This window comes from Streptomyces sp. NPDC006610 (assembly GCF_040611575.1).
Lineage (GTDB): Bacteria > Actinomycetota > Actinomycetes > Streptomycetales > Streptomycetaceae > Streptomyces.
Map to the genome: position 1 here is coordinate 1 of NZ_JBEXOP010000006.1, position 21,164 is coordinate 21,164.

The following is a 21,164-nucleotide window of genomic DNA, read 5'->3' on the forward strand; positions in this document are numbered from 1 at the left end:
GATCGACGACGAGCTGAAGGCCGCCTTCGCCCAGGACGTCGTCTTCCTGCGGCACGCCGGCCTCAAGCCCGTCGTCGTCCACGGCGGCGGCCCGCGCCGACGGAATTCCGGCGTCCACGGCCGGCGACGGTGTGTGACCGCCCTTCACCGCCCGACCGGCCGCAAGGCACGGGCGGCGCGGCGGTTCCGGACGCCTGTCGAGGTGGCCCGGTGACGTCCCCGGCCGTGGCCGAACAACCGGTTGTTGATGATTCCACATGACTGGCCCCGTGCCGATGGGGCATTCATCCCCCTGAACGTGTTCGAGCAGGAGGGAAACCGACCATCGGCACGCGGGCGGGGGACATGAAGAGGCAGGCGTCGGGAGGCGGTTCCGCGACCATCGGGACCACTTCGGCACACAGGCAGCTCAGGCACAGACTCGGAAGGGCCGATCTGCGGGCGGTGCCGCAGGCACGCCGGGCCCTGCGCGAACTGCTGCGGGACTGGGGCGAACCCGAGTCGTCCCGCACCGCGGAACTGCTCACCAGCGAACTCGTCACCAACGCGCTCGTCCACACCGACGGCGAAGCGGTGCTGACGGTCACGGTCGAACCCCGCCGACTGCGGGTGGAAGTACGGGACTTCGTGGGCCGCCGGCCCGCCGTGCGGGTGCCGAACGCCGACGACGGCACGCACACCGGGCCCGGGACGTACAGCACGAACGGCAGGGGGCTGTTACTGGTGCAGTCCCTGGCGGACGCCTGGGGCGTGCTGCCCCACGAGGTGGGCAAATCGGTGTGGTTCGAGCTGGACGCCGCCTGACCGGTCCGGACCCGGGATCGTTCACGACCCGACCGTACGCGGCCCGACGACACGCGTCGGGGGCGCGGCCCGTACCGGCCGCGCCCCCGCACCAGGGCCGTCGTCACTCGGCGCCGCTCAGCCGAACTGCTGCTCCAGGTCCTTGAGCTTGCGCTCCAGGGAGTCCAGACGCGGCAGCGCCATCGTGTCGTCCTCGGCGGTGAGGTCCACCGTGATCGGGTCCGAGCCGCTGCTGCGCACCGGCTGCAGCGAGGGACGGGCGCGCGCCGGCAGTTCCGGCGCCGGTATGGCGGGCTCCGCGGCGACCCGCTCGGTCTCCTGCTCCACGGCCGGCAGCCCGGCCCGGCGACCGCCGCCGCGGCCGGGGAAACCGCGGCCGTGGCCGCGGCTGATCGCCTTGAGTTGGGCCCGCTCCAGGCGCTGCTGGTCGCGCCTGCGCTGCCGGGCCTCCATCTTCTGGCGCTTGTCCTCGCGGACCTCCTCGACCGCCTCGTCCAGGGTGCGCACGCCCTCCAGGAGCATGAGCGACCAGGCGCCGTAGGTCTCGCGCGGGGCCCGCAGCCAGCGGACGATGCGGATCTGCGGCAGCGGGCGCGGCACCAGGCCCTGTTCGCGCAGGGCGGCGCGACGGGTCTGCTTCAGCGCGCGGTCGAACAGCACCGCGGCGGACAGGGACATGCCCGCGAAGAAGTGCGGGGCGCCCGCGTGGCCGGCGCCGCGCGGCGCGTGCACCCAGTTGAACCAGGCCGCGGCGAACGCGAACGTCCACACCAGGATGCGGGAGCCGAGCGCGGCGTCGCCGTGGCTGGCCTCACGCACCGCCAGCACGGAGCAGAACATGGCCGCCCCGTCCAGGCCGAACGGGACCAGGTACTGCCAGCCGCCGCTCAGGCCGAGGTTCTGCTCGCCGAAGCCGACCAGGCCGTGGAAGGAGAGCGCCGCCGCGACCGCGGCACAGCAGAAGAGAAGGACGTAGGAGACGGTGCCGTAGATGGCCTCCTTGCGCCGGCGGCGCTCCTCGCTGCGCTCCCACGAGTCTTCGGCGCCCGCGTCCTTTCCCGCGGCACGCTTGCCGCGCGCGAGCACCGCCACCGCCGCCAGCATGCCCAGGAGCAGTACGGCGCCCGGGAGCAGCCAGTTCAGCGATATGTCGGTCAGTCTCATCTAGGTGGTCCCTTGCATTGGGATAGGGCGTAACGCCCGCCATGGTGGCCCAGACCCGCCGGCCCTCAGGGGGTTTCGGGGCAAGAGGCCGCCAAGGAGGTGCAAGGGGATGCCCAGGACGGCGTTCTGCTCGAACTGCCGCTTGAGGGGCGGGAGTTGAGTTCGAATAAGACTACCCGTCCCGGCGGTGCCACGGAAAGTTCCCGTGACGCGTGAGGAATTGGTGAATCACCTGTAACCGTGCGGGCGGTCTCATCGCAAGGTGATCTTACGCCAGAAGCGGGCGCGGCCCGTCAAGGGGCCGCGAGCGCGGTCGGCTTGGCGGGCGTACGGCGCGCGTCGCACAGCCGCGGACAGTTGGCGCAGATGTCCTCGGGGCGCACGGTGTAGAACATGCAGCAGCTCACCCGGTCGCGGGTGGGCTGCGCCCCGTCAGCCGCCGGACCGGCCGGCGCGCGGAAGGCGGCGGAGCCGACGTACGGCTCGGTCGCGCCCGGCAGCAGCAGCTCCAGCTCGCGGCGCGCCCGCTCCTGCTCGCCGAGGAGCAGCCCGACGTGGTCGAGGCCCTCGACGACCTCGTCGGTGGCCATGCCCCACAGCGCGCGTCCGCGCCGCCGCATCCGGGGCCCGAAGCCGGCGAGGACGGGTTCCAGGTGCTCGGCGACGGCCGCGCGCACCTCGGCGCGCAGGGCGGTCTCGTCGGCGACGACGGTGGCGCCGGGCAGGGCGGCGGCCGGGTCGCCGGGAAGGCAGGCGAAGGAGCCGGGACGCACGGCGATGCCGCCCATGGACAGGCCGGGGACCGTGCGGCTGTACGACACGTGCGTCACGGGATAGCGGGGGACGCGGCGCAGCAGGAGCCACGGCACGGTGATCAGCAGACAGGCGGGCCAGGCGTAGCGGTGCAGGCCGAAGCTGGCTATGACGTCCGGACGGGCCCGCTGTCCGTAGTCCCGGACGACCTGCTCCTCGTCCCAGGCGAGGAAGGCGTCCAGGCCGCCGCCGCCCTCCGCGAGCGCGGCGGCGGTGATCCAGCCGTCCTCCCGGGGGAGGGGGGCGGCGGGGGAGAGTTCGGTCACGGCGAGGCCGGGAAGGACCTCGGCGAGGCGGGCGTACGCCTGCGTGACGGCCGTGCGGGGCGCGGGCGCGGGCTGCATGCGGGACCACCGATTCCGGGCGTCGATTAAAGGTAAGCCTTACCTTACCCAAGTGATCGGGAGTTTGAACTGCCCGGTTCTGCCCATAAGGTGCCCCCTGAGTGGGGCGGGCGGGTGACATCCGCCCGGAAACGACCGCAAGTCCGACACGTCCGGAGGAGGACCCGTGGAACAGGGCGGGCACGGCGCGCGGGGCGCCTCCGGGGCGGGGTCCGGGCGGCCTTCGGTGGCGCGGGTGCCGGCGCAGCCGACGGCGGCGGACGTGGACCGCGGCCGGGCGCCCGGACCGGAGCGTGGTGCGCGATCGCGGCGGGACGAGGGGGCCCCGGCAGGGCGGCCTGTCGTGCAGCGGTCGTCGGTGCGCGGGCAGATCCTCGACGCCCTGCGCACCGCGCTGATGTCCGGCGAACTGCGGCCCGGAGAGGTCTACTCGGCCCCGGTGCTCGGGGAACGGTTCGGGGTGTCGGCGACGCCCGTGCGCGAGGCGATGCAGCAGCTCGCGGCGGAGGGCGCGGTCGAGGTCGTGCCCAACCGGGGCTTCCGGGTGGTCGAACGGGACCCGCGGGAGCTGGCCGAGCTGACCCAGGTGCGGGCGCTGATCGAGGCCCCGGTCATCCTGCGCCTGGCCCGCACGGTGCCGCCGGAAGGCTGGGCCCGGCTGCGTCCCCTGGCCGAGGCGACGGTCCGCGCGGCGTCCGCCGGCTGTACGGCGACGTATGCGGAGGCGGACCGTGCCTTCCACCGGGCGATCCTCGCCCTCGCCGGCAACACCCAGCTGATCCGGGTCGCCGAAGACCTGCACCGGCGCACACAATGGCCCCTCCTGGGCCCCGCCGGCCCCCAGGCCCGCACCGACCTGATCGCCGACGCCGCCCAGCACACGGCCCTGCTGGATGCCCTGATCGCCCACGACGGGGAGAGGGTCCGGCTGCTGGTGCGCGAGCACTTCGGACATGTCGGCGAGGATGACTGACCGGTCGTGGCGATCGACGGCCGTCGCGACGACCGGTGGGACAGCGGGACGGGCGGGACAGCGGGACGGCCGGAGAGGACGACCGGCCGGTCACGGCTCCTGCGACGACCCGACGACCCGACGCTAGTCGACCCGTCGACCCGTCGACCCGTCGATGCGACGCCTACGACGCCGCCGCCGGTGGCGCCAACTGCGGTGCCAGCCATGTCGGCACGCCCCCCAGGAGACGGAACAGGCGGCGGGCCTCCTCCCGCAGGCGGGACGCCTCCGGTTCGGGTTCCGTGTCGGCCAGGGAGGCCAGTGCCGGGGCCGTGCCGACGAGGAAGCCCAGCTCCTCGCGGATGCGCAGGGACTCGGCGAAACCGTGCCGTGCCTCGGCCAGGTCGCCGTCGCGCAGGGCCAGCCCGGCCAGATGACGCCAGGTGAAGGAGAGCAGCAGGGCGTCGCCGTGCGCCGTGGCCGCCGCGTGCGCCCGGCGGTAGGCGGCGCGCGCCGCCTGCGGTGAGCGGGTCAGGTTCTCGGCGAGCAGCCCGCGCCGGAAGTCCAGCAGGGCCCGCCCCGGCGTTCCCGGAGGGATCAGCGCCGCCGCCCGCCCCAGCGCGGCGCGCGCCTCGTCGGCCCGGTCGCGCACGGAGTGCAGGGTGGCGGCGTAGGCGAGCTGGCCGCGTTCGCAGGCCGCGGCCCCGCGTTCCTCGTCGGTGTGGGCCTGCGCCTCGGCCGTGCGCAGCGCGTCCTCCGCCTCCTCCCACCCCTGTTCGGTGAACAGGCACCGTTCGACCAGCAGTGCCGCCCGCTGGAGTGCCGCCGCGGCCGTGGCCGGCGGCAGCAGGGCCGCCGCGTCCACCCAGCAGGCCCGCGAGCGAAGCCGCCACACCGCTGTCTGGAGGGGATCGTCATCAGAGGTCGTTCCGGTACCGGACATGGCGGAATGCGCCACGTTGCCCTCCCCGAGCGCGCCATCGAGCTGTTGAGTGGTGGCCGCATTTCAGCACCCCTACGGCCGTCCGGCCAAGGGGGCGGGTGAAGGAATTCACAAAGTCGTGGGAACAGGCGGCCGGTTCGAGCCGCCCCCGGGCAGGCGGACGGGGCCTCAGCTCATCCGCAGCGCCAGGAAGAAGTCGAGCTTGTCCTCCAGGCGCGACAGGTCCCGGCCCGTCAACTGCTCGATGCGACCCACCCGGTAGCGCAGCGTGTTGACGTGCAGATGCAGCCGCCCGGCGCAGCGCGTCCAGGAGCCGTCCGACTCCAGGAACGCCTCCAGCGTCGGGATGAGTTCGGCGCGATGACGCCGGTCGTAGTCCCGCAGCGGGTCCAGCAGCCGCGCGGTGAAGGCCCGGCGCACGTCGTCCGGCACGAACGGCAGCAGCAGGACGTGCGAGGCCAGTTCCTGGTGCCCCGCCGCGCACACCCGGCCGGGCCGCGCCGCCGCCACCCGGCGGGCGTGCCGCGCCTCCTCCAGCGCCCCGCGCAGCCCTTCCGCCGAGTGCACCGCCGCGCTCACGCCCAGGGTGACCCGCCCGTCGCCGTCGAGACCGGCGGTCAGGGGAACGCGTACGGACTCCAGCAGCGCGTCGGCGAGGACGCCCGCCTCGGAGCCGTCGTGCTCCGCCGACACCGCGGGCAGCGCGGCGAGCGCGATCGCCTCCTCGCCGGTGTGCGCGACGGCGATGCGGTCGGACGGCTCGGACCCGCCGGCCGACGGGTCGACGAGGATCTCCTCCAGCAGCGACTGGGCCACCGGACCGGCCTCCACGCCTGCGCCGTCCCACTCCACCCGGGCCACGACCACCTGCCAGTGCGGGGCGGCCCCGAGGCCCGGCAGCAGCACCGGCGCGGCCACCCGCAGCCGTGCCGCGATCTCGGCCGGCGCGGCGCCCGTCTGGACCAGGTCCAGGACCTCCTGCGCGAGCCGGCGGCGCACCGTACGGGCCGCGTCCCGGCGGTCGCGCTCGACCGCGATCAGCTGCGTGACGCCGTACAGCAGGTCCAGCCGCTCCTCGGCCCAGTCCCCGGCGTCGGCCTCCACGGCCAGCAGCCACTCCGACAGCACCGTCTCGCGCACGTCCCGCGCGGGCCCCGGGGCGCGGCCACCGCCGCGGACCGGGAACAGGGAGTACGTCGTCGTGCCGAGCGTCACCCGGTGCGGGGCCCGGCGGCCGGCGCGGGCGGCGGCCAGGTGCTCCGCCGCGAGCCGCGCGCACACCTCGGGAGGCAGGGCCGGCCCGGAGACCTTGGGACCGGCGACGAGACGCCCGGCGGGGGAGAGGATCCAGGCCCGCAGGTCGAGGTCGGAGCGGAGCAGGTCCAGCACCACGTCGGGGCCGCCGCCCGCCGGCCCCGCGGTCATCATCCGGCGGTGCCGGTCCACCACGGCCGCCAGATCGCCGGCCCGCTCGCCGGACACCTGCCGCACGACGTGCTCGGTGATCGTCGCGAAGGCCACCGACTCGTGCACCGCGAACAGCGGCAGCCGGTGCCGGGCGCAGGCCACCACCAGGTCCTCCGGCACGTCCCCCAGCTCCGCCTCGCCCGCGGCCAGCGCCGCCACCCCGGCCTGCACCAGGATGCGCACGAAACTCTCGGAGTCCGCGGCGTCCCGCCGCCACGCGAGCCCCGTCAGCACCAGCTCGCCGCCGGACAGATAGCGGCTCGGGTCCCGCAGGTCGGTGGTCATCACGCCCCGCACCGCGCGGTCCAGCTCGTCCTCGCCGCCGAGCAGCTTCAGGCCCAGCGCGTCGGTGTCCAGCAGTGCGCGCAGCCGCATGTGTCGTCGCCGCCGTTCTCTCGTCTCGGGAGTCTCGAATGTCTCGAACTCGCGTCTGAAACTACGATGGATCTTGCAGGGCTCGGACGCGCCGCTGGAGCTGCACGTTTCCACCGGAGAACCGGGAGGTTTCCGATGTCCTCCATTCATACGAATCTACAAGATGACCCCTGTGGCCAGCCAACTCCTTCATGGTTTCGGTGACTGACCCCACCGGAGTACGGCGCTGTGTACTGACTGCGCTCCCTGTGAACAGGACAGGAAACGAGCCTCGCCCGCCGCACCGGACCGGCTCCGTCCGCAGCACTTCCGCAGCACTTCCACAGCACTTCCGAGACGCAGCAGATCGCAGCAGATCGCAGCAATCGAAGAAGATCGAAGAAGAGAGCCGGTCATGGACTTCCTTCGCCCCTCCAGCTGGGAGGAGGCGCTCGCCGCGAAGGCCGAGCACCCCGCCGCCGTGCCGATCGCGGGCGGCACCGACGTGATGGTCGAGATCAACTTCGACCACCGCAGGCCCGGCCACCTCATCGACCTCACCCGCATCGACGACCTCTACGCCTGGGAGACCGGAGAGGACACCGTGCGGCTGGGCGCCTGCGTGCCGTACAGCCGGATCATCGAGCACCTGAGCGCCGAGCTGCCGGGCCTCGCCCTGGCCTCCCACACCGTCGCCTCCCCGCAGATCCGCAACCGCGGCGGCGTCGGCGGCAACCTCGGCACCGCCTCCCCGGCAGGCGACGCCCACCCCGCGCTGCTCGCCGCCGGCGCGGAGGTCGAGGCCGTCTCGGTGCGCGGCACCCGCATGATCCCGATCGACGCGTTCTACACCGGCGTCAAGCGCAACGCCCTCGCGCCGGACGAGCTGATCCGCGCCGTGCACATCAGGAAGGCCGACGGGCCGCAGCAGTTCTCCAAGGTCGGCACCCGCAACGCCATGGTCATCGCCGTGTGCGCCTTCGGCCTGGCCCTGCACCCGTCGACCCGCACGGTCCGCACCGGCATCGGCTCCGCAGCCCCCACCCCGATCAGGGCGAAGGCGGCCGAGGAGTTCCTCACCGCGGCCCTGGAGGAGGGCGGTTTCTGGGACAACGGCAAGATCGTCACCCCGTCGGTCGCCAAGCGGTTCGCCGACCTGTGCGCCGCCGCCTGCAACCCGATCGACGACGTACGGGGCACCGCGAGCTACCGACGCCACGCGGTCGGCGTCATGGCCCGCCGCACGCTCACCTGGACCTGGGAGGCGTACCGCGGCGCCGCCACCACGGAGGGAGTCGCGTGATGCGCGTCAGTTTCACGGTCAACGGCCGCCCGCAGGAGGCCGACGACGTCTGGGAGGGCGAGTCCCTGCTGTACGTCCTGCGGGAGCGGCTCGGCCTGCCCGGCTCCAAGAACGCCTGCGAACAGGGCGAGTGCGGCTCCTGCACGGTCCGCCTGGACGGCGTGCCGGTGTGCTCCTGCCTCGTCGCCGCCGGCCAGGCGGAGGGCCGGGACGTCGTCACCGTAGAGGGCCTCGCCGAGTACGCGAGGCAGCGCTCGCGCGCAACGGCGGCGTCGGGTCCGTCGAGGGCGGCCTGCGACGCGGCGGCGCCCGCGTCCGGCACGCCCACGGACCTCCCCGGCACGGCAACGCCCGCCTCCGGCGCCTCGACGACCGCCCCCGGCACCTCACTCGACGACGCCAAGCGGTGGCGGGCCGAGGGCGGCAGCGACTCGCATACCGGCGAGGGCGCCGGACTCGCCCCCATCCAGCAGGCGTTCATCGACGCCGGCGCCGTCCAGTGCGGCTTCTGCACGCCCGGCCTGCTCGTCGCCGCCGACGAGATGCTCGAACGCAACCCCGAGCCCACCGACGCGGACATCCGCGAGGCCCTCTCGGGCAACCTGTGCCGCTGCACCGGCTACGAGAAGATCATGGACGCGGTCCGTCTGGCGGCCGCCCGGCAGCAGGAGGCGGTACGGCCATGACGTCCCCCAACGGCGCCCCCGCCAGGATCACCCAGGGCGCGCGGACCAGGGGCGGCGTCGGCGAGTCCACGCTCCGCCCCGACGGCACCCTCAAGGTCACCGGCGAGTTCGCGTACTCCTCCGACATGTGGCACGAGGACATGCTCTGGGGCCAGATCCTGCGCTCACCCGTCGCCCACGCCGAGATCGTCTCCATCGACACCGGCGAGGCCCTCGCCACCCCGGGCGTGTACGCCGTCATGACCTACGACGACCTGCCGACCGACGTGCGCCACTACGGCCTGGAGATCCGGGACACGCCCGTCCTCGCCCACGGCAGGGTGCGCCACCACGGCGAACCCGTCGCCATCGTCGCCGCCGACCACCCCGAGACCGCCCGCCGCGCCGCCGCGAAGATCAAGGTGGACTACCGGGACCTGCCCGTCGTCACCGACGAGGCCTCCGCGACCGCGCCGGACGCCGTCCTCCTCCACGAGCACCGCGACGACCACCACGCCCACCACGTCCCGCACCCCAACATCGTCCACCGCCAGCCCATCGTGCGCGGCGACGTCGAGGCGGCACGCGCGCGTGCCGACGTGATCGTCGAGGGCGAGTACACCTTCGGCATGCAGGACCAGGCGTTCCTCGGCCCCGAGTCGGGGCTCGCCGTGCCCGAGGAGGACGGCGGCGTCCACCTCTACATCGCCACCCAGTGGCTCCACGCCGACCTGCGCCAGATGGCCCCCGTCCTCGGACTGCCCGAGGACAAGGTCCGGATGACGCTGTCCGGCGTCGGCGGTGCGTTCGGCGGACGCGAGGACCTGTCGATGCAGATCCACGCCTGTCTGCTCGCGCTGCGCACCGGCAAACCCGTCAAGATCGTCTACAACCGCTTCGAGTCGTTCTTCGGGCACGTCCACCGCCACCCCGCGAGGCTCCACTACGAACACGGAGCGACCAGCGACGGCAGGCTCACCCACGTCAAGTGCCGCATCGTGCTCGACGGCGGCGCCTACGCCTCCTCCTCCCCGGCCGTCGTCGGCAACGCCGCCTCCCTCGCCGTCGGCCCCTACGCCGTGGACCACGTGGACATCGAGGCCCTCGCCCTCTACACCAACAACCCGCCCTGCGGGGCCATGCGCGGCTTCGGCGCGGTCCAGGCGTGCTTCGCCTACGAGGCGCAGATGGACAGGCTCGCCGGGCGACTGGGCCTGGACCCGGTCGAGTTCCGGCAGCGCAACGCCATGGAACAGGGCACCCTCATGCCGACCGGCCAGCGCGTCGACTCCCCGGCCCCGGTCGCCGAACTCCTGCGCCGCGTCAAGGCGATGCCCATGCCGCCCGAGCGCCAGTGGGAGAGCAGCGAGGGCGCCGACGTACGGCAGCTGCCCGGCGGCCTGTCCAACACCACGCACGGCGAGGGCGTCGTCCGGGGCGTCGGCTACGCGGTCGGCATCAAGAACGTCGGCTTCTCCGAGGGGTTCGACGACTACTCGACGGCGCGGGTGCGCATGGAGGTCGTCGGCGGCGAGGCCGTCGCCACCGTGCACACCGCGATGGCCGAGGTCGGCCAGGGCGGCGTCACCGTCCACGCGCAGATCGCCCGCACCGAGCTGGGCGTCGCGCAGGTGACCATCCACCCGGCCGACACCGCGGTGGGCAGCGCCGGTTCGACCTCGGCCTCCCGGCAGACGTACGTCACCGGCGGCGCGGTGAAGCACGCCTGCGAACTCGTGCGGGAGCGGGTGCTGGAGATCGGCCGCCGCAGGTTCGGCTCCCACCACCCCGCCTGGGCCACCGCCGAACTGCTGCTGGAGGGCGGGAAGGTCGTCACCGACGGTGGCGAGGTGCTGGCCGACCTGGCCGACGTGCTGGAGGACGAGGCCGTGGAGGTCGAGCGGGAGTGGCGGCACCGGCCGACCGAACCCTTCGACCTGCGCACCGGCCAGGGCAACGGCCACGTCCAGTACTCCTTCGCCGCGCACCGGGCGGTGGTCGAGGTCGACACCGAACTGGGCCTGGTCAAGGTCGTCGAGCTGGCCTGCGCCCAGGACGTGGGCAAGGCCCTCAACCCGCTGTCCGTCGTGGGCCAGATCCAGGGCGGCACGACGCAGGGGCTGGGCATCGCCGTGATGGAGGAGATCGTGGTGGACCCGAGGACGGCGAAGGTGCGCAACCCGTCCTTCACCGACTACCTGATCCCCACGATCCTCGACACCCCGACCATCCCCGTCGACATTCTCGAACTGGCCGACGGCCACGCCCCGTACGGCCTGCGCGGCGTGGGCGAGGCCCCGACGCTGTCCTCGACCCCGGCGGTCCTGGCGGCGATCCGCGCGGCGACGGGCCTGCCCCTCGACCGGACACCGGTACGGCCGGAACACCTGACGGGGACGGCGTAGGCGTAGCAGCCGCCGGGCGGCTGTGCCCGCGGGTCGCACCGCGGGCAGTCGTACGGCAGACGGCCGTACGGCAGACGGTGGTCGTAGGGCCGGCAACCGCACGGCAGACGGTCGCACGGCCGGCAACCGCACGGCCGGCAGGCAAGGAGACCGAGACATGTTGGACATCGCCGACGAGCTGCACCGATGGGTGACACAGGGACGGGACTTCGCCGTGGCCACCGTGGTGTCCGTCGGCGGCAGTGCCCCCCGGCAGCCCGGCGCCGCCCTCGCGGTCGACGCCGACGGCACGGCCGTGGGCTCGGTCTCCGGCGGCTGCGTGGAGGGCGCGGTCTACGAACTGTGCCGGCAGGCGTTGCGGGACGGCGAACCGGTCCTGGAGCGCTTCGGCTACAGCGACGAGGACGCCTTCTCCGTGGGCCTGACCTGCGGTGGCGTCATCGACGTGCTGGTGACGCCGGTCCGCGCGGGCGACCCTGCGCGGCAGGTGACGGCAGCCGCGGTGGCCGCCGCGGCCCGGCGCGAACCGGCGTCCGTGGCGCGGATCGTCTCCGGCCCGGCGCCCCTCCTGGGCCGCGCGCTGCTGGTCCGCCCCGACGGCTCCCACGCCGGCGGCTTCGGCGCGCATCCGGATCTCGACCGCACCGTCGCGGCCGAGGCGGGCGCCTTCCTGGAGGCCGGCCGCACCGGCACGCTGGAGGTCGGAGAGCAGGGCTCACGTTGCGGAGCACCGCTCACCTTGCTGGTCGAGACCTCGGCCCCGCCGCCCCGCATGATCGTCTTCGGCGCGGTCGACTTCGCCTCCGCCCTGGTGCGGATCGGCACGTTCCTCGGCTACCGGGTGACGGTGTGCGACGCCCGCCCCGTCTTCGCGACCGCGGCCCGCTTCCCGGACGCCGACGAGGTGGTGGTCGAGTGGCCGCACCGGTACCTGGAGCGCACCGCGACCGACCGCCGCACGGTCCTGTGCGTGCTGACCCACGACGCCAAGTTCGACGTGCCGCTGCTGAAGCGCGCCCTGCGGCTGCCGGTGGCGTACGTCGGCGCGATGGGCTCCCGCCGCACCCATCTGGACCGCGAGGCCCGCCTGCGCGAGGCCGGCGTGACCGAGGCAGAACTCTCCCGCCTGCGCTCGCCCATCGGCCTCGACCTGGGCGCCCGCACCCCGGAGGAGACGGCCCTGTCCATCGCCGCGGAAATCGTCGCCGCCCGCCACGGCGGCACCGGCATCCCCTTGGCGGGCGCCCACACGCCCATCCACCACGGCGCCCCGCCCGGCGCCGCCCGGCGGCCGGTCTCCGTCGGCGGTCGTCCGCCGGGCGCGGCCTGAGCAGGCCGGGGCCGCAGTCGCCGGCGTTGGGCGCGCGGACGGCGTGCACCCGTGCCGCCGGGTCGGTGAGGCGCACGGGCCGCACGGGCCGCACCGGCCGCCCATGCCGCCGCCGTCCGACGCCGTGCCTGCACGCGCCCGGCGCGTACGGCGCGGCCGGGCCGATCTCGAGGTGCGCCCGTCAGGGAACTCCGGCTGTGCCGTCGCCCAGCAGGCGGTCCACGGCGCGGGCGAACGCGCGCCGGGCCACGCGGGCCAGCAGGCCGTCCACGGGGCGGGGGAGCGGCAGCGGCAGGCGGAGTTCCTCGTGCCAGCCGATCAGCGTCCGCCCGGCGCCGCCCGGGTCCGGGGCGACCTCGATCTCCGCCCAGCCGCGGACCAGCCGCCCGCGCTTCTCCAGCCGGCACCGGCCCCCGCCGCCCTCCCGCGGCGGCCGCCACACCGTGACCTCCATGCGGTCGTCGAACGCCAGCGGGCCGATCCCCGTGCGGGCGACCAGTTCCGTGCCGGGCCCAGCGGGCGGCGGCGTCGTCACCGTGACACGGGTCAGCGGGACCGCGTCGCCGTGCCGGGGCCAGTCCGTCAGCCGGCGCCAGGCCTCGGACGGGGCGAGGGACGTCGTACGGCGCACGCGGAAGAGGGCCACGGGGCGAGCCTAGACGGAGCCCGGCCACGTCGCCGCGTTTGAGACGGCCCCACCCTGGCACCCGCGAAGACCGAGAGCGCGCCCGGTCCGCCGCCCTGCCCCGCCAGAAAGTCGTCCCTCATGCACGATCCCGGCCCCAGCACCCCAGCGACGACGGCACCCGCCCACGCCCCCGCGTACGCCGTGGTCGTGCCCACCGTCGTACGGGACACCCTCGCCGACTGCCTCGCCGCGCTCGCCGCCGCAACCGGACCCGAGCCCCGCGAGATCGTCCTCGTGGACGACCGGCCCGCTCCCGACCCCGCCGACCTCGAACACCCGCTCGCCGTCCTCAGCCACCTGCGGGACCGCACCACCGTGCTGTACGGCCACGGCCACGGCCCCTCCGCCGCCCGCAACACCGGACTGCGCGCGGTCGCCTCGCCCTGGGTCGTCTTCCTGGACGACGACGTCCAGGTCGGGCCGCACTGGTGCGAGCAGCTCGCCGAGGACCTGCGCGCCGCCGACCCCGACACCGCCGCCGTGCAGGGCGTCATCGACGTCCCCCTGCCCGGCGCGCGCCCGCCCACCGACTGGGAGCGCGACACCGTCGCCCGCGCGCGGGCCCGCTGGAGTACCGCCGACATGGCGTACCGCACCGACGCCCTCAAGCAGGTCCACGGCTTCGACGAACGGTTCCGCCGCTCCCACCGCGACGGCACCGACCTCGCGCTGCGCCTCCTCGACGACCGTCGGCGCATACGGCAGGGGCGGCGCAGCGCCCGGCACCCCGTCCACCGCGCCGACCGCTGGGCCTCGGTGCGCGCCCAGCGCGGCCACGCCGACGACGCCCTCATGCTGCGGCTGCACGGTCCCGGCTGGTGGCACAAGGCGGTCGCCCCGCGCGGTCCGATCCGCGCCCATCTGGCCGTCACCGCGACCGGCGCCGCCGCCTGCGCCCTCGCGGTCACCCGGCACCGCGGGCCCGCTCTCGCCGCCGGGCTCGTCTGGGCCGTGGGCACCGCCGAGTACGCCCGCGCCCGCATCCTGCCCGGTCCGCGCACCCGCGACGAGGTGACGACCGTCGTCGTGACCAGCGCGCTCATCCCGCCGACGGCCACCTGGCACTGGCTCAGCGGACTCTGGCGGCACCGAAGGGCGCCCGCCTGGCAGGAAGTGGCGTGAGCGGCAAGCGGCGCAGCGACGACAGGGACCAGCCAGTGCCGGGAAGTGCCGGGACAAGAGCCCACGGCCTCGGTCCGGGTCGCCCCCCGGACCGAGGCCGTGCGCGTTTCTCCGCAATGGTCTTCGGAGCGGTCTCCGTATCTCCGTATCCCCGCGTCTCCGCAATCCGGCTGGTTCCGGCGCGTCTCCGTCCCACTCGTGTGCCCCCGAAATCCCCGGACTAACTCACGGACCGAGCCGCGGGACCGACGGGCCGCCCGACCTGCTCGGGGGCACACGAGAAGGACTGAAGGACTCAGGGACGGAGGACTCCGCAGGACAGAGGGGCCGACGGGCCGCGACGACTCAGCCGACCTCGTGCGCCTCGTGCGCGGGCGCCGGGGACGCCGACTCCAGCGCCTGCCACAGCCCCGCCGCGCTGTCCCGCACCGCTCCTTCCCGGAACTCGGCACGCAACCGGTGTGCCTCACGGCGCCCGGCCGTGAGGCACCAGTGCCACCATCGCTCCAGCCCGCCCGCGTCCAGCCCGCCGGAGCCCGGCCCGTGCCCGTTCGGCCCGCCCGCCGTGAGCGCCTCCGCCGGCACCACCGCCGGCCAGCCGCACGCCCGCGCCTGAGCCGTCACCTTCGCGCCCCCCGCCACCGGATCGACGGCCAGGGCCGGGGTGCCGGCGCGCAGGGAGAGCACCAGCCCGTGCAGCCGGTCGGTGACGACGAGGTCCAGCCGGGCCAGGACCGACGTCAGCTGGGAGGGCGTCGAGCACAGCCGCCAGTCATGCGCGTCGAGCCGGGTGTCCAGCTCCAGACGCGCGCACTGCTTGGCCGACAGCCACCGGGTCACCGCCTCGGCGACCTCCGCGTGCCGCCGCTGCCGCCCGTACTCGTGCTGCCCGTGGGTGAGGATCACCCCGACCACCGGCCTGACCGGCGTGGCGGGGGCCCGGGCCGACAGGTCCACCACCGGTTCCTCGTCCCGGGCGTCGCGGGCCAGCACCCGGTGGAACCCGGTGACGGCGGGGCTCGCCGGGTCGATCACGGACGTGCCGACCGCGATCCGGACGCAGTGCGCGAACCGCCGGTGCAGCTCCTCGATCCGCGGACCGTGCAACGGCCCGCACACGAAGATCAGATGGGAATAGTCCTCCGGCCGCACCCGCTCGAAGTGCAGGGCCCGCTCCCGGAACACCGGGCTCCATACGACGTCGTACGGCGCCCCGCGCCGCGCCAGCACGTCCTCCACCCGTTTCAGGGCCAGCACGTCCCCGGCGGTCGCCTCCCCGTCCCGGAAGCTGAACCACCCGACGACCAGGATGCGCAGTCGTGGCTCCACAGTGCGGCACGGGTGCCCCGTACGCTCCGCTCCAATCACCGCGCCGCCGGCACACCCACCCGGTCGACCCGCTCGATCACCCCGCCCCGCCCTGCCGCCCGGTCCCCTCGGGCGTGCCCGTCAGGCCCTACGGTCGTCCCATGACGAAGGCCACCCCCGCCGCACCCGTCCTCGGCCCGCGCGCCCTCAACCGCGCCACCCTCGACCGGCAGCTGCTCCTGCGCCGCTCGGCCCTGTCCGCGCCGGCCGCCGTGGAGCACCTCGTCGGCCTCCAGGCGCAGGAGGTCAAGCCGCCGTACGCCGCGCTCGCCGCCCGCCTGGACGGTTTCGCGCCGGACCGGCTGGCCGGGCCCCTGGAGCGGCGGGAGGCGGTACGGATCGTCACCCTGCGCTCGACCATCCACCTGCACACCGCCGAGGACGCCCTCGCCCTGCGCCCGCTGGTCCAGCCGGTCGTGCTCCGGGAGTTGAGGAACTTCCGGGAGGGCCTGGCCGGCGTCGACCTGGACCGCCTCGCCGCCCGCGCCCGTGAGCTGGTCGAGGAGGAGCCGCGCACCATGCGGCAGTTGAGGGACGCGCTCGGGGCCGAGTGGCCGGACGCCGACCCGGCCTCCCTCGCCGTCGCCGCCCGCTGCACGCTCCCGCTCGTCCAGGTCACCCCGCGCGGGATCTGGGGGCGCGGTGGACAGGTGGCCCTCACCACCGTCGAGCGGTGGCTCGGCCGGCCCGCCCCGCCCGCCGCGGACGTCGAGGACGTCGTCCGGCGCTATCTGGCCGCCTTCGGGCCCGCCTCCGTCAAGGACATGCAGGTCTGGTGCGGGCTGACCCGGCTGCGCGCCGCCTTCGAGGGCCTGCGGCCCCGGCTGGCGGTCTTCCGGGACGAGAACGGCGTCGAGCTGTTCGACCTGCCCGACGCGCCCCGCCCCGACCCGGACACCCCGGCACCGCCCCGCTTCCTGCCCGAGTTCGACAACCTGCTGCTCTCGCACGCCGACCGCACCCGGGTGCTGCCCGCCCGGCACAGGGGCCGCACCTGGCGGGTGAACACCTTCCACCGCCCGCTGCTCGTGGACGGTTTCGTGGCGGGCGTCTGGCGGCTGACCGAGGACGCCCTGGTCGTCGAGGAGTTCGACGCGCTGACCGGAGCGCAGCGCGCGGCCGTGGCGGGCGAGGGGGAGCGGATGCTGGAGGTCCTCGCGCCGGGGGAGTCGTACGACCTCCGGTTCGGCACGGTGACCGGCTGAACCGGATGACCGGTGACGCGCTGCCTCGGTGAACCGGCGCATGGAGAGGGGGCGTTGCGGGCCGCTCGTGGAGGCCCGCAACGCCCCCTGGTTTTTCACCTGAGTGGTACTCAGGAGCCTTGGTTCACCGGCCCGTCACGAGTTGACCTGAGTGGTCACCAGGCTGGAGAAGGTGGTGAGCCGGGTGTAGACGCCGGGGTAGCCGGCCGCCGCGCAGCCCTCGCCCCAGGAGGTGATGCCGGCCAGCACGCCCCCGATGAGGAGCGGGCCGCCGCTGTCGCCCTGGCAGGTGTCCACGCCGCCGGAGGAGTAGCCGGCGCAGACCATCTCGGCGGCGACGTAGTCGGATCCGTACGAGGTGCGGCAGCTGGTGTCCGAGACCGTGGGGACGGTGGCGGTGCGCAGCTGGTTGGAGGAGCTGCCGCCGGAACGGGTGGTGCCCCAGCCGACGATGCGGGCGGTGGTGCCGGCCGCGTACACGGACGTCTCGGTCGACGAGACGTACTTCGCCGGGGTGTACGGCATCGACGTCGACAGCGTCAGCACGGCGACGTCCTCGCCGTTGGTGGCGTCGGTGTAGTTCGGGTGGATCCAGATCCTGCTGACCCGGGCGACGGTGCCGTTGGTGCCGTTGCGGTAGGTGCGCCCGCCGACGACGCGGACGCTGCTGGTGGTCTCCCCGACCATGCAGTGCGCGGCGGTGACGACCTTCGTCGGCGAGACCAGCGTGCCGCCGCAGAACTGGTTCTGCGACGAGTCGGTGATCTGCATCATGAACGGATACGTGGTCGTGGTGGTGGTCGTCCCGCCCACGATGGGCTGCGGAGCGGCGGCGGCGGGGGAGCCGGCCAGAGCGGTCGCCGCGGCGGCGGCCGTAGCGGCGAGGGCGACGGCGGTCTTTCTCGCGGAACCGTTCCTTCTGGCGCGGATGAGCCCGAACATGAGTCTCCTCAGGGGTTGCCGGTGGGGGGTCGCGCGGGTGCGGGGGGTGGTTCACGAGGGTCTCGGGACCGACCCCCATGTGCCCGGCGAGCGGCACGTCCCCTACGCTAGGACCGGCCCTCGTACCGCCCCAATGAGGGACTCCCCTAGCGGAGTTGGGGCAGGGAAAACCCTCGGTCGCGCCCCCGGCGGCGGCTTGAGGACCGCCTTCGCCGGGCGGGCGCCCCCGCCAGTTGCCCCGGCCCGGTCCGTACGCGTGCCCCCGCCAGTTGCCCCGGCCGGTCCGTACGCGTGCCCCTACCAGCCGCCCCCGCCCGGTCCCTGCGCGTGCCGCCTACCGGGCGTGCCGCGCCGCCGCCAGCCGGACGATGTCCACCCGGGAACGGATCCCCAGCTTGCGGTAGACCCGGGTCAGCGTCGCCTCGACCGTCTTGACGCTGATGAACAGCCGCCCGGCTATCTCCCGGTTGGTCGCGCCCTCCATCACCAGCGCCGCGACCTGACGCTCCATCGACGCCAGCCCCTCCAGCGCGTCCGGCACCACCGGGGCGGGCGCGGGGACGGCCGGCTCGGCGGCGCCGGACGCGATCGCCGCGTCCACCTGACGCAGCCAGGGCAGCGCACGGCACCGCCGGAACAGCCGCGCCGCCTCGTCGTACGACGTCGGACCCGGCCGCCGGGTGCGCAGCCGGGCCAGCGCGAACGCGGTCCGCGCCTCCTCCAGGCCGCAGCCCAGCTTGGCGAGCCGGTCCTGAACCGACGTCAACTGCGCGCATGCCGCGTCGTGTTCGCCCCGCGCCGCGCGCAGCAGGGCCTCGCCCCGGTCGAGCACCGCGAGCGTGCTCTCCCGGCCCAGCCGCAGCGCCTGCTCGCGCGTCACCTCGATCAGGTCCCGCGCCTCGTCCGGTTCGCCGATCAGCACCAGCGCCTCGGCGAGGTCGCCGTGCCAGCGCCCGCGCGCCGGGTCGGTGACGCCGAGGCCGTGTTCCAGCTCCCGCACCCGGCGCAGCGAGCGCACCGTGCCCGGCGCGTCCCCGGCGACCAGCTGGACGTAGCCGAGGGCGGCCAGGGCACGGGACATGTAGATCTGGTCGCCGTCGTCCTCGGCGTGCCGCACCGCCTCCTCGGCCAGCGCGAGCCCGCGCTGCACGTCCCCGCCGGAGGCCTCCGCGAGCGAGGTGAGCACCGCGGAGGCCACCTCGCCGATCCCGGAGTCACGGGCCAGCCGCAGGCTCTCGCGGGACAGGTCCAGGGCACGCCCGCAGTGCCCCGAGCGCAGCTCCGCCTCGGCCAGCATGCGCAGGAAGTGCACCTCGCTCTCGACCATGCCGCGCCGTCGCACCTCCCGCAGCAGCGCCGTGACCGTGCTGCGCGCCTCGGACAGCTGGTCGCCCATCAGCAGCCAGCGCAGCCGGGTCGAGCCCGCGCCGTTGTGATGGCAGGCGACCTGCGGGTCCTGCGGCTCCTTCAGCGCGCGTTTGATGGTCGCCGGGGCGTCCGGGTGGCCCATCAGGGTCTCGGCCTGAGCCTGGAAAGCCAGCGCCAGCAGCTCGGTGCGCCGGTCGCCGCCGCGGGCGGCCAGCTCGGCGGCGTGCGCGGCCTCCTCCCGGCCCTCCGCGAAGTCGCCCTCCACGACCAGGGCGCGCCACGCCAGCTGGTAGTGCACCAGCGCCAGCAGCCGCGGGTCGTCGCCCGCGTCGGCCAGCACCTGCGGGAAGACGGCGTCGACCTCCCCGAGGGCCTGCCCGGCGGCCTCGATCACCACCATCCAGGCCCGCACCCGGTCCGCGGGCACCGTGGCCCGGGTCAGCACCTCGCGGGCGATGTCCCGGGCGAGGTCCACCTCCCCGGCCATGATCGCGTCCTCCGCGGCCTGCAGCCGGCGCTCGTCCGGCCCCGGAGCGCCGTTGGCCGGCGTGTGCCGGGCCGACAGCAGCATGAGCGAGGCGGCCACCGAGGGCGCCCCGCGGTCCCGGGCCAGCGCCGCGGCCCCGGCGAGCCGCGCCGCGACCCCCGGATCGGTGCCGGCCGTCGCCAGCGCCAGGTGCCGGGCCCGCTCGATCGGGTCGGACGCCGCCGTCGACAGGGCGGCGTGCGCGGCCCGCCGCTCGTGCGCGGGCGCCTCCGCGTACAGCGCGGCCGAGATCAGCGGGTGGGCGAACCGTACGGCCGGCCCCTCCGGCTCCGTCGCTAGCAGCCCCAGCTCCGCCGCCCGCGCGGTCTCCGCCTCGGCGTTCTCCCGGCCGGCCGCGCGCAGCAGGGCCAGCGTGGGGCGGGCGCCGGCGCTGGCCACCAGCAGGGTGTGCCGGGCCTCGGCCGACAGCATCTCCAGCCGGCTCAGCACCAGGGCGCGCAGCGACGTCGGCACCGGCAGCGGTTCGCCGGGGCGCGGCGGCGTCGGATTCTCGGCCAGCGCACGGCCCAGCTCCAGCGCGAACAGCGGGTTGCCGCCGCTGGTGCGGTGGATGTCCCGCACGGTCGAGCGGGGCAGGCCGGTGTAGCCGCGGTTCTCGAGCAGCGCGGACACCTGGGCGCGGGAGAGGGCGCCGAGGCGGACCGCCAGGGTGTCCGGCGGGGCGGCGCGCAGATGACGGTCGTACTCCTGCCCGTCGGTGCGCACCGCGGCCAGCAGCTGGACCGGGGTGTCGCCCAGGCGGCGGGCGGCGAACCCGAGCAGTTCGGCACTGGCCGAATCCAGCCACTGCACATCGTCGGCGACGACCAGCACCGGCCCGTCGACGGCCAGCGCGCGCAGCGCCGACAGCACCGCCAGGCGCAGCGCGAGACCGTCGCGCTGGAGGGTGGACTCGCCGCGGCCGGTGAGCGCCGACTCCAGGGCCGTGCTCTGCGCGGCGGGCAGCTTGTCGGAGACCCTGTGCAGGACCTGGCCGAGGAGGTCGGCGAGGGCGAGGAAGGGCAGATGCGATTCGGACTCGGTGGCGGAGCAGCGCAACACGGTGCGCGCCGCGCGGGCGTAATCCGCGGTCAACGACCGCAGGACGGTCGATTTCCCTATTCCGGCGGGCCCGTGGAGCAGCACACTGCCGCCCCGGCCGAGCTGGTCACGCGCGGCCGTGAACAGCTCGTCCCGGCCGATGACCAGGTCGGGGCGGCATCTGGCAGGCTCCTGGAAGTCCCGTCGCACGGTCACCGCTCCCTCCGAGTGTCGTGTTCGGGCCAAATTCTAGGCAACGTGTCGTTGAAATTCGGAGGGGCGATGTGGTGAGGGAAATAACAGATTCGGTGCGGAAGCAAATTCTGCGGTCGATCCGTCGCCGGTTCACTGCCGGTCCGC

16 protein-coding genes and 1 pseudogene are annotated in these 21,164 nt (G+C 74.8%); 9 read left to right on the top strand and 8 right to left on the bottom strand.

Annotation, left to right across the window (positions count from 1 at the left end; translation table 11 throughout):
• Together ABZY13_RS06645 and ABZY13_RS06650 are read left to right on the top strand one after the other, a co-directional pair.
• A pseudogene (locus ABZY13_RS06645) lies at positions 1-97 on the top strand (acetylglutamate kinase); the annotation flags it as partial.
• A 248-nt stretch (positions 98-345) separates the two neighbouring features.
• Positions 346-804, top strand: coding sequence for an ATP-binding protein (locus ABZY13_RS06650; protein ID WP_356627774.1), 459 nt, complete (start codon positions 346-348; stop codon positions 802-804).
• Positions 805-921: 117 nt separating this feature from the next.
• Here the strand turns inward: ABZY13_RS06650 and ABZY13_RS06655 are convergent, their stop codons facing one another.
• Both ABZY13_RS06655 and ABZY13_RS06660 read right to left on the bottom strand, forming a co-directional pair.
• Complete coding sequence (locus tag ABZY13_RS06655; protein WP_356627775.1) at positions 922-1,968, bottom strand: DUF2637 domain-containing protein; 1,047 nt, start codon at positions 1,966-1,968, stop codon at positions 922-924.
• A 293-nt stretch (positions 1,969-2,261) separates the two neighbouring features.
• The gene (locus ABZY13_RS06660) at positions 2,262-3,125 is read right to left on the bottom strand and encodes a (2Fe-2S)-binding protein (RefSeq protein WP_356627776.1); all 864 of its coding nucleotides are present in this window, start codon (positions 3,123-3,125) and stop codon (positions 2,262-2,264) included.
• Between the two features lie 226 nt (positions 3,126-3,351).
• Here ABZY13_RS06660 and ABZY13_RS06665 point away from each other — a divergent pair, with 226 nt between their 5' ends.
• A complete protein-coding gene (locus ABZY13_RS06665; protein ID WP_356627956.1) occupies positions 3,352-4,098 on the top strand; it encodes a GntR family transcriptional regulator in 747 nt (248 codons plus the stop codon).
• Positions 4,099-4,261: 163 nt separating this feature from the next.
• Here the strand turns inward: ABZY13_RS06665 and ABZY13_RS06670 are convergent, their stop codons facing one another.
• Both ABZY13_RS06670 and ABZY13_RS06675 read right to left on the bottom strand, forming a co-directional pair.
• Positions 4,262-5,035, bottom strand: coding sequence for a hypothetical protein (locus ABZY13_RS06670; RefSeq protein ID WP_356627777.1), 774 nt, complete (start codon positions 5,033-5,035; stop codon positions 4,262-4,264).
• A gap of 153 nt (positions 5,036-5,188) precedes the next feature.
• Positions 5,189-6,862, bottom strand: a complete 1,674-nt coding sequence (locus tag ABZY13_RS06675) for a PucR family transcriptional regulator ligand-binding domain-containing protein (RefSeq protein ID WP_356627778.1) — start codon at positions 6,860-6,862, stop codon at positions 5,189-5,191.
• A 394-nt stretch (positions 6,863-7,256) separates the two neighbouring features.
• On the opposite strand from ABZY13_RS06675, the gene ABZY13_RS06680 reads away from it, so the two are divergent.
• The 4 genes from ABZY13_RS06680 to ABZY13_RS06695 all read left to right on the top strand — a co-directional run bounded on the left by ABZY13_RS06680 (position 7,257) and on the right by ABZY13_RS06695 (position 12,544).
• Positions 7,257-8,144 (top strand): FAD binding domain-containing protein, encoded by an 888-nt coding sequence (locus ABZY13_RS06680; RefSeq protein WP_356627779.1) that lies wholly within the window; start codon positions 7,257-7,259, stop codon positions 8,142-8,144.
• Positions 8,144-8,830 (top strand): 2Fe-2S iron-sulfur cluster-binding protein, encoded by a 687-nt coding sequence (locus ABZY13_RS06685; protein ID WP_356627780.1) that lies wholly within the window; start codon positions 8,144-8,146, stop codon positions 8,828-8,830. The genes ABZY13_RS06680 and ABZY13_RS06685 overlap by 1 nt, the downstream gene beginning before the upstream one ends.
• On the top strand, positions 8,827-11,214 hold the full coding sequence (pucD, locus tag ABZY13_RS06690; RefSeq protein ID WP_356627781.1) for a xanthine dehydrogenase subunit D: 2,388 nt from the start codon (positions 8,827-8,829) through the stop codon (positions 11,212-11,214). The genes ABZY13_RS06685 and pucD overlap by 4 nt, the downstream gene beginning before the upstream one ends.
• Before the next feature lie 157 nt (positions 11,215-11,371).
• Positions 11,372-12,544 (top strand): XdhC/CoxI family protein, encoded by a 1,173-nt coding sequence (locus tag ABZY13_RS06695; RefSeq protein ID WP_356627782.1) that lies wholly within the window; start codon positions 11,372-11,374, stop codon positions 12,542-12,544.
• 181 nt (positions 12,545-12,725) lie between these two features.
• On the opposite strand, the gene ABZY13_RS06700 is transcribed toward ABZY13_RS06695, so the two are convergent.
• The gene (locus ABZY13_RS06700) at positions 12,726-13,190 is read right to left on the bottom strand and encodes an SRPBCC family protein (RefSeq protein ID WP_356627783.1); all 465 of its coding nucleotides are present in this window, start codon (positions 13,188-13,190) and stop codon (positions 12,726-12,728) included.
• Positions 13,191-13,310: 120 nt separating this feature from the next.
• Here ABZY13_RS06700 and ABZY13_RS06705 point away from each other — a divergent pair, with 120 nt between their 5' ends.
• The gene (locus tag ABZY13_RS06705) at positions 13,311-14,354 is read left to right on the top strand and encodes a glycosyltransferase (protein ID WP_356627784.1); all 1,044 of its coding nucleotides are present in this window, start codon (positions 13,311-13,313) and stop codon (positions 14,352-14,354) included.
• A gap of 345 nt (positions 14,355-14,699) precedes the next feature.
• On the opposite strand, the gene ABZY13_RS06710 is transcribed toward ABZY13_RS06705, so the two are convergent.
• Complete coding sequence (locus tag ABZY13_RS06710; protein ID WP_356627785.1) at positions 14,700-15,683, bottom strand: polysaccharide pyruvyl transferase family protein; 984 nt, start codon at positions 15,681-15,683, stop codon at positions 14,700-14,702.
• A gap of 140 nt (positions 15,684-15,823) precedes the next feature.
• On the opposite strand from ABZY13_RS06710, the gene ABZY13_RS06715 reads away from it, so the two are divergent.
• Entirely contained in the window at positions 15,824-16,927 is a 1,104-nt protein-coding gene (locus tag ABZY13_RS06715) for a winged helix DNA-binding domain-containing protein (protein ID WP_356627786.1), read from the top strand.
• A gap of 135 nt (positions 16,928-17,062) precedes the next feature.
• On the opposite strand, the gene ABZY13_RS06720 is transcribed toward ABZY13_RS06715, so the two are convergent.
• The gene (locus ABZY13_RS06720; protein WP_356627787.1) at positions 17,063-17,869 is read right to left on the bottom strand and encodes a serine protease; all 807 of its coding nucleotides are present in this window, start codon (positions 17,867-17,869) and stop codon (positions 17,063-17,065) included.
• 334 nt (positions 17,870-18,203) lie between these two features.
• Entirely contained in the window at positions 18,204-21,020 is a 2,817-nt protein-coding gene (locus ABZY13_RS06725) for an AAA family ATPase (RefSeq protein WP_356627788.1), read from the bottom strand.
• Positions 21,021-21,164: the final 144 nt, after the last annotated feature.

Coding starts and splice junctions, on each gene's coding strand:
- ABZY13_RS06680 (WP_356627779.1), top strand. CDS start 7,257: ATGGACTTCCTTCGCCCCTCCAGCTGGGAGGAGGCGCTCGCCGCGAAG.
- ABZY13_RS06715 (WP_356627786.1), top strand. CDS start 15,824: ATGACGAAGGCCACCCCCGCCGCACCCGTCCTCGGCCCGCGCGCCCTC.
- ABZY13_RS06720 (WP_356627787.1), bottom strand. CDS start 17,869: ATGTTCGGGCTCATCCGCGCCAGAAGGAACGGTTCCGCGAGAAAGACC.
- pucD (WP_356627781.1), top strand. CDS start 8,827: ATGACGTCCCCCAACGGCGCCCCCGCCAGGATCACCCAGGGCGCGCGG.
- ABZY13_RS06660 (WP_356627776.1), bottom strand. CDS start 3,125: ATGCAGCCCGCGCCCGCGCCCCGCACGGCCGTCACGCAGGCGTACGCC.
- ABZY13_RS06685 (WP_356627780.1), top strand. CDS start 8,144: ATGCGCGTCAGTTTCACGGTCAACGGCCGCCCGCAGGAGGCCGACGAC.
- ABZY13_RS06675 (WP_356627778.1), bottom strand. CDS start 6,862: ATGCGGCTGCGCGCACTGCTGGACACCGACGCGCTGGGCCTGAAGCTG.
- ABZY13_RS06705 (WP_356627784.1), top strand. CDS start 13,311: ATGCACGATCCCGGCCCCAGCACCCCAGCGACGACGGCACCCGCCCAC.
- ABZY13_RS06650 (WP_356627774.1), top strand. CDS start 346: ATGAAGAGGCAGGCGTCGGGAGGCGGTTCCGCGACCATCGGGACCACT.
- ABZY13_RS06695 (WP_356627782.1), top strand. CDS start 11,372: ATGTTGGACATCGCCGACGAGCTGCACCGATGGGTGACACAGGGACGG.
- ABZY13_RS06655 (WP_356627775.1), bottom strand. CDS start 1,968: ATGAGACTGACCGACATATCGCTGAACTGGCTGCTCCCGGGCGCCGTA.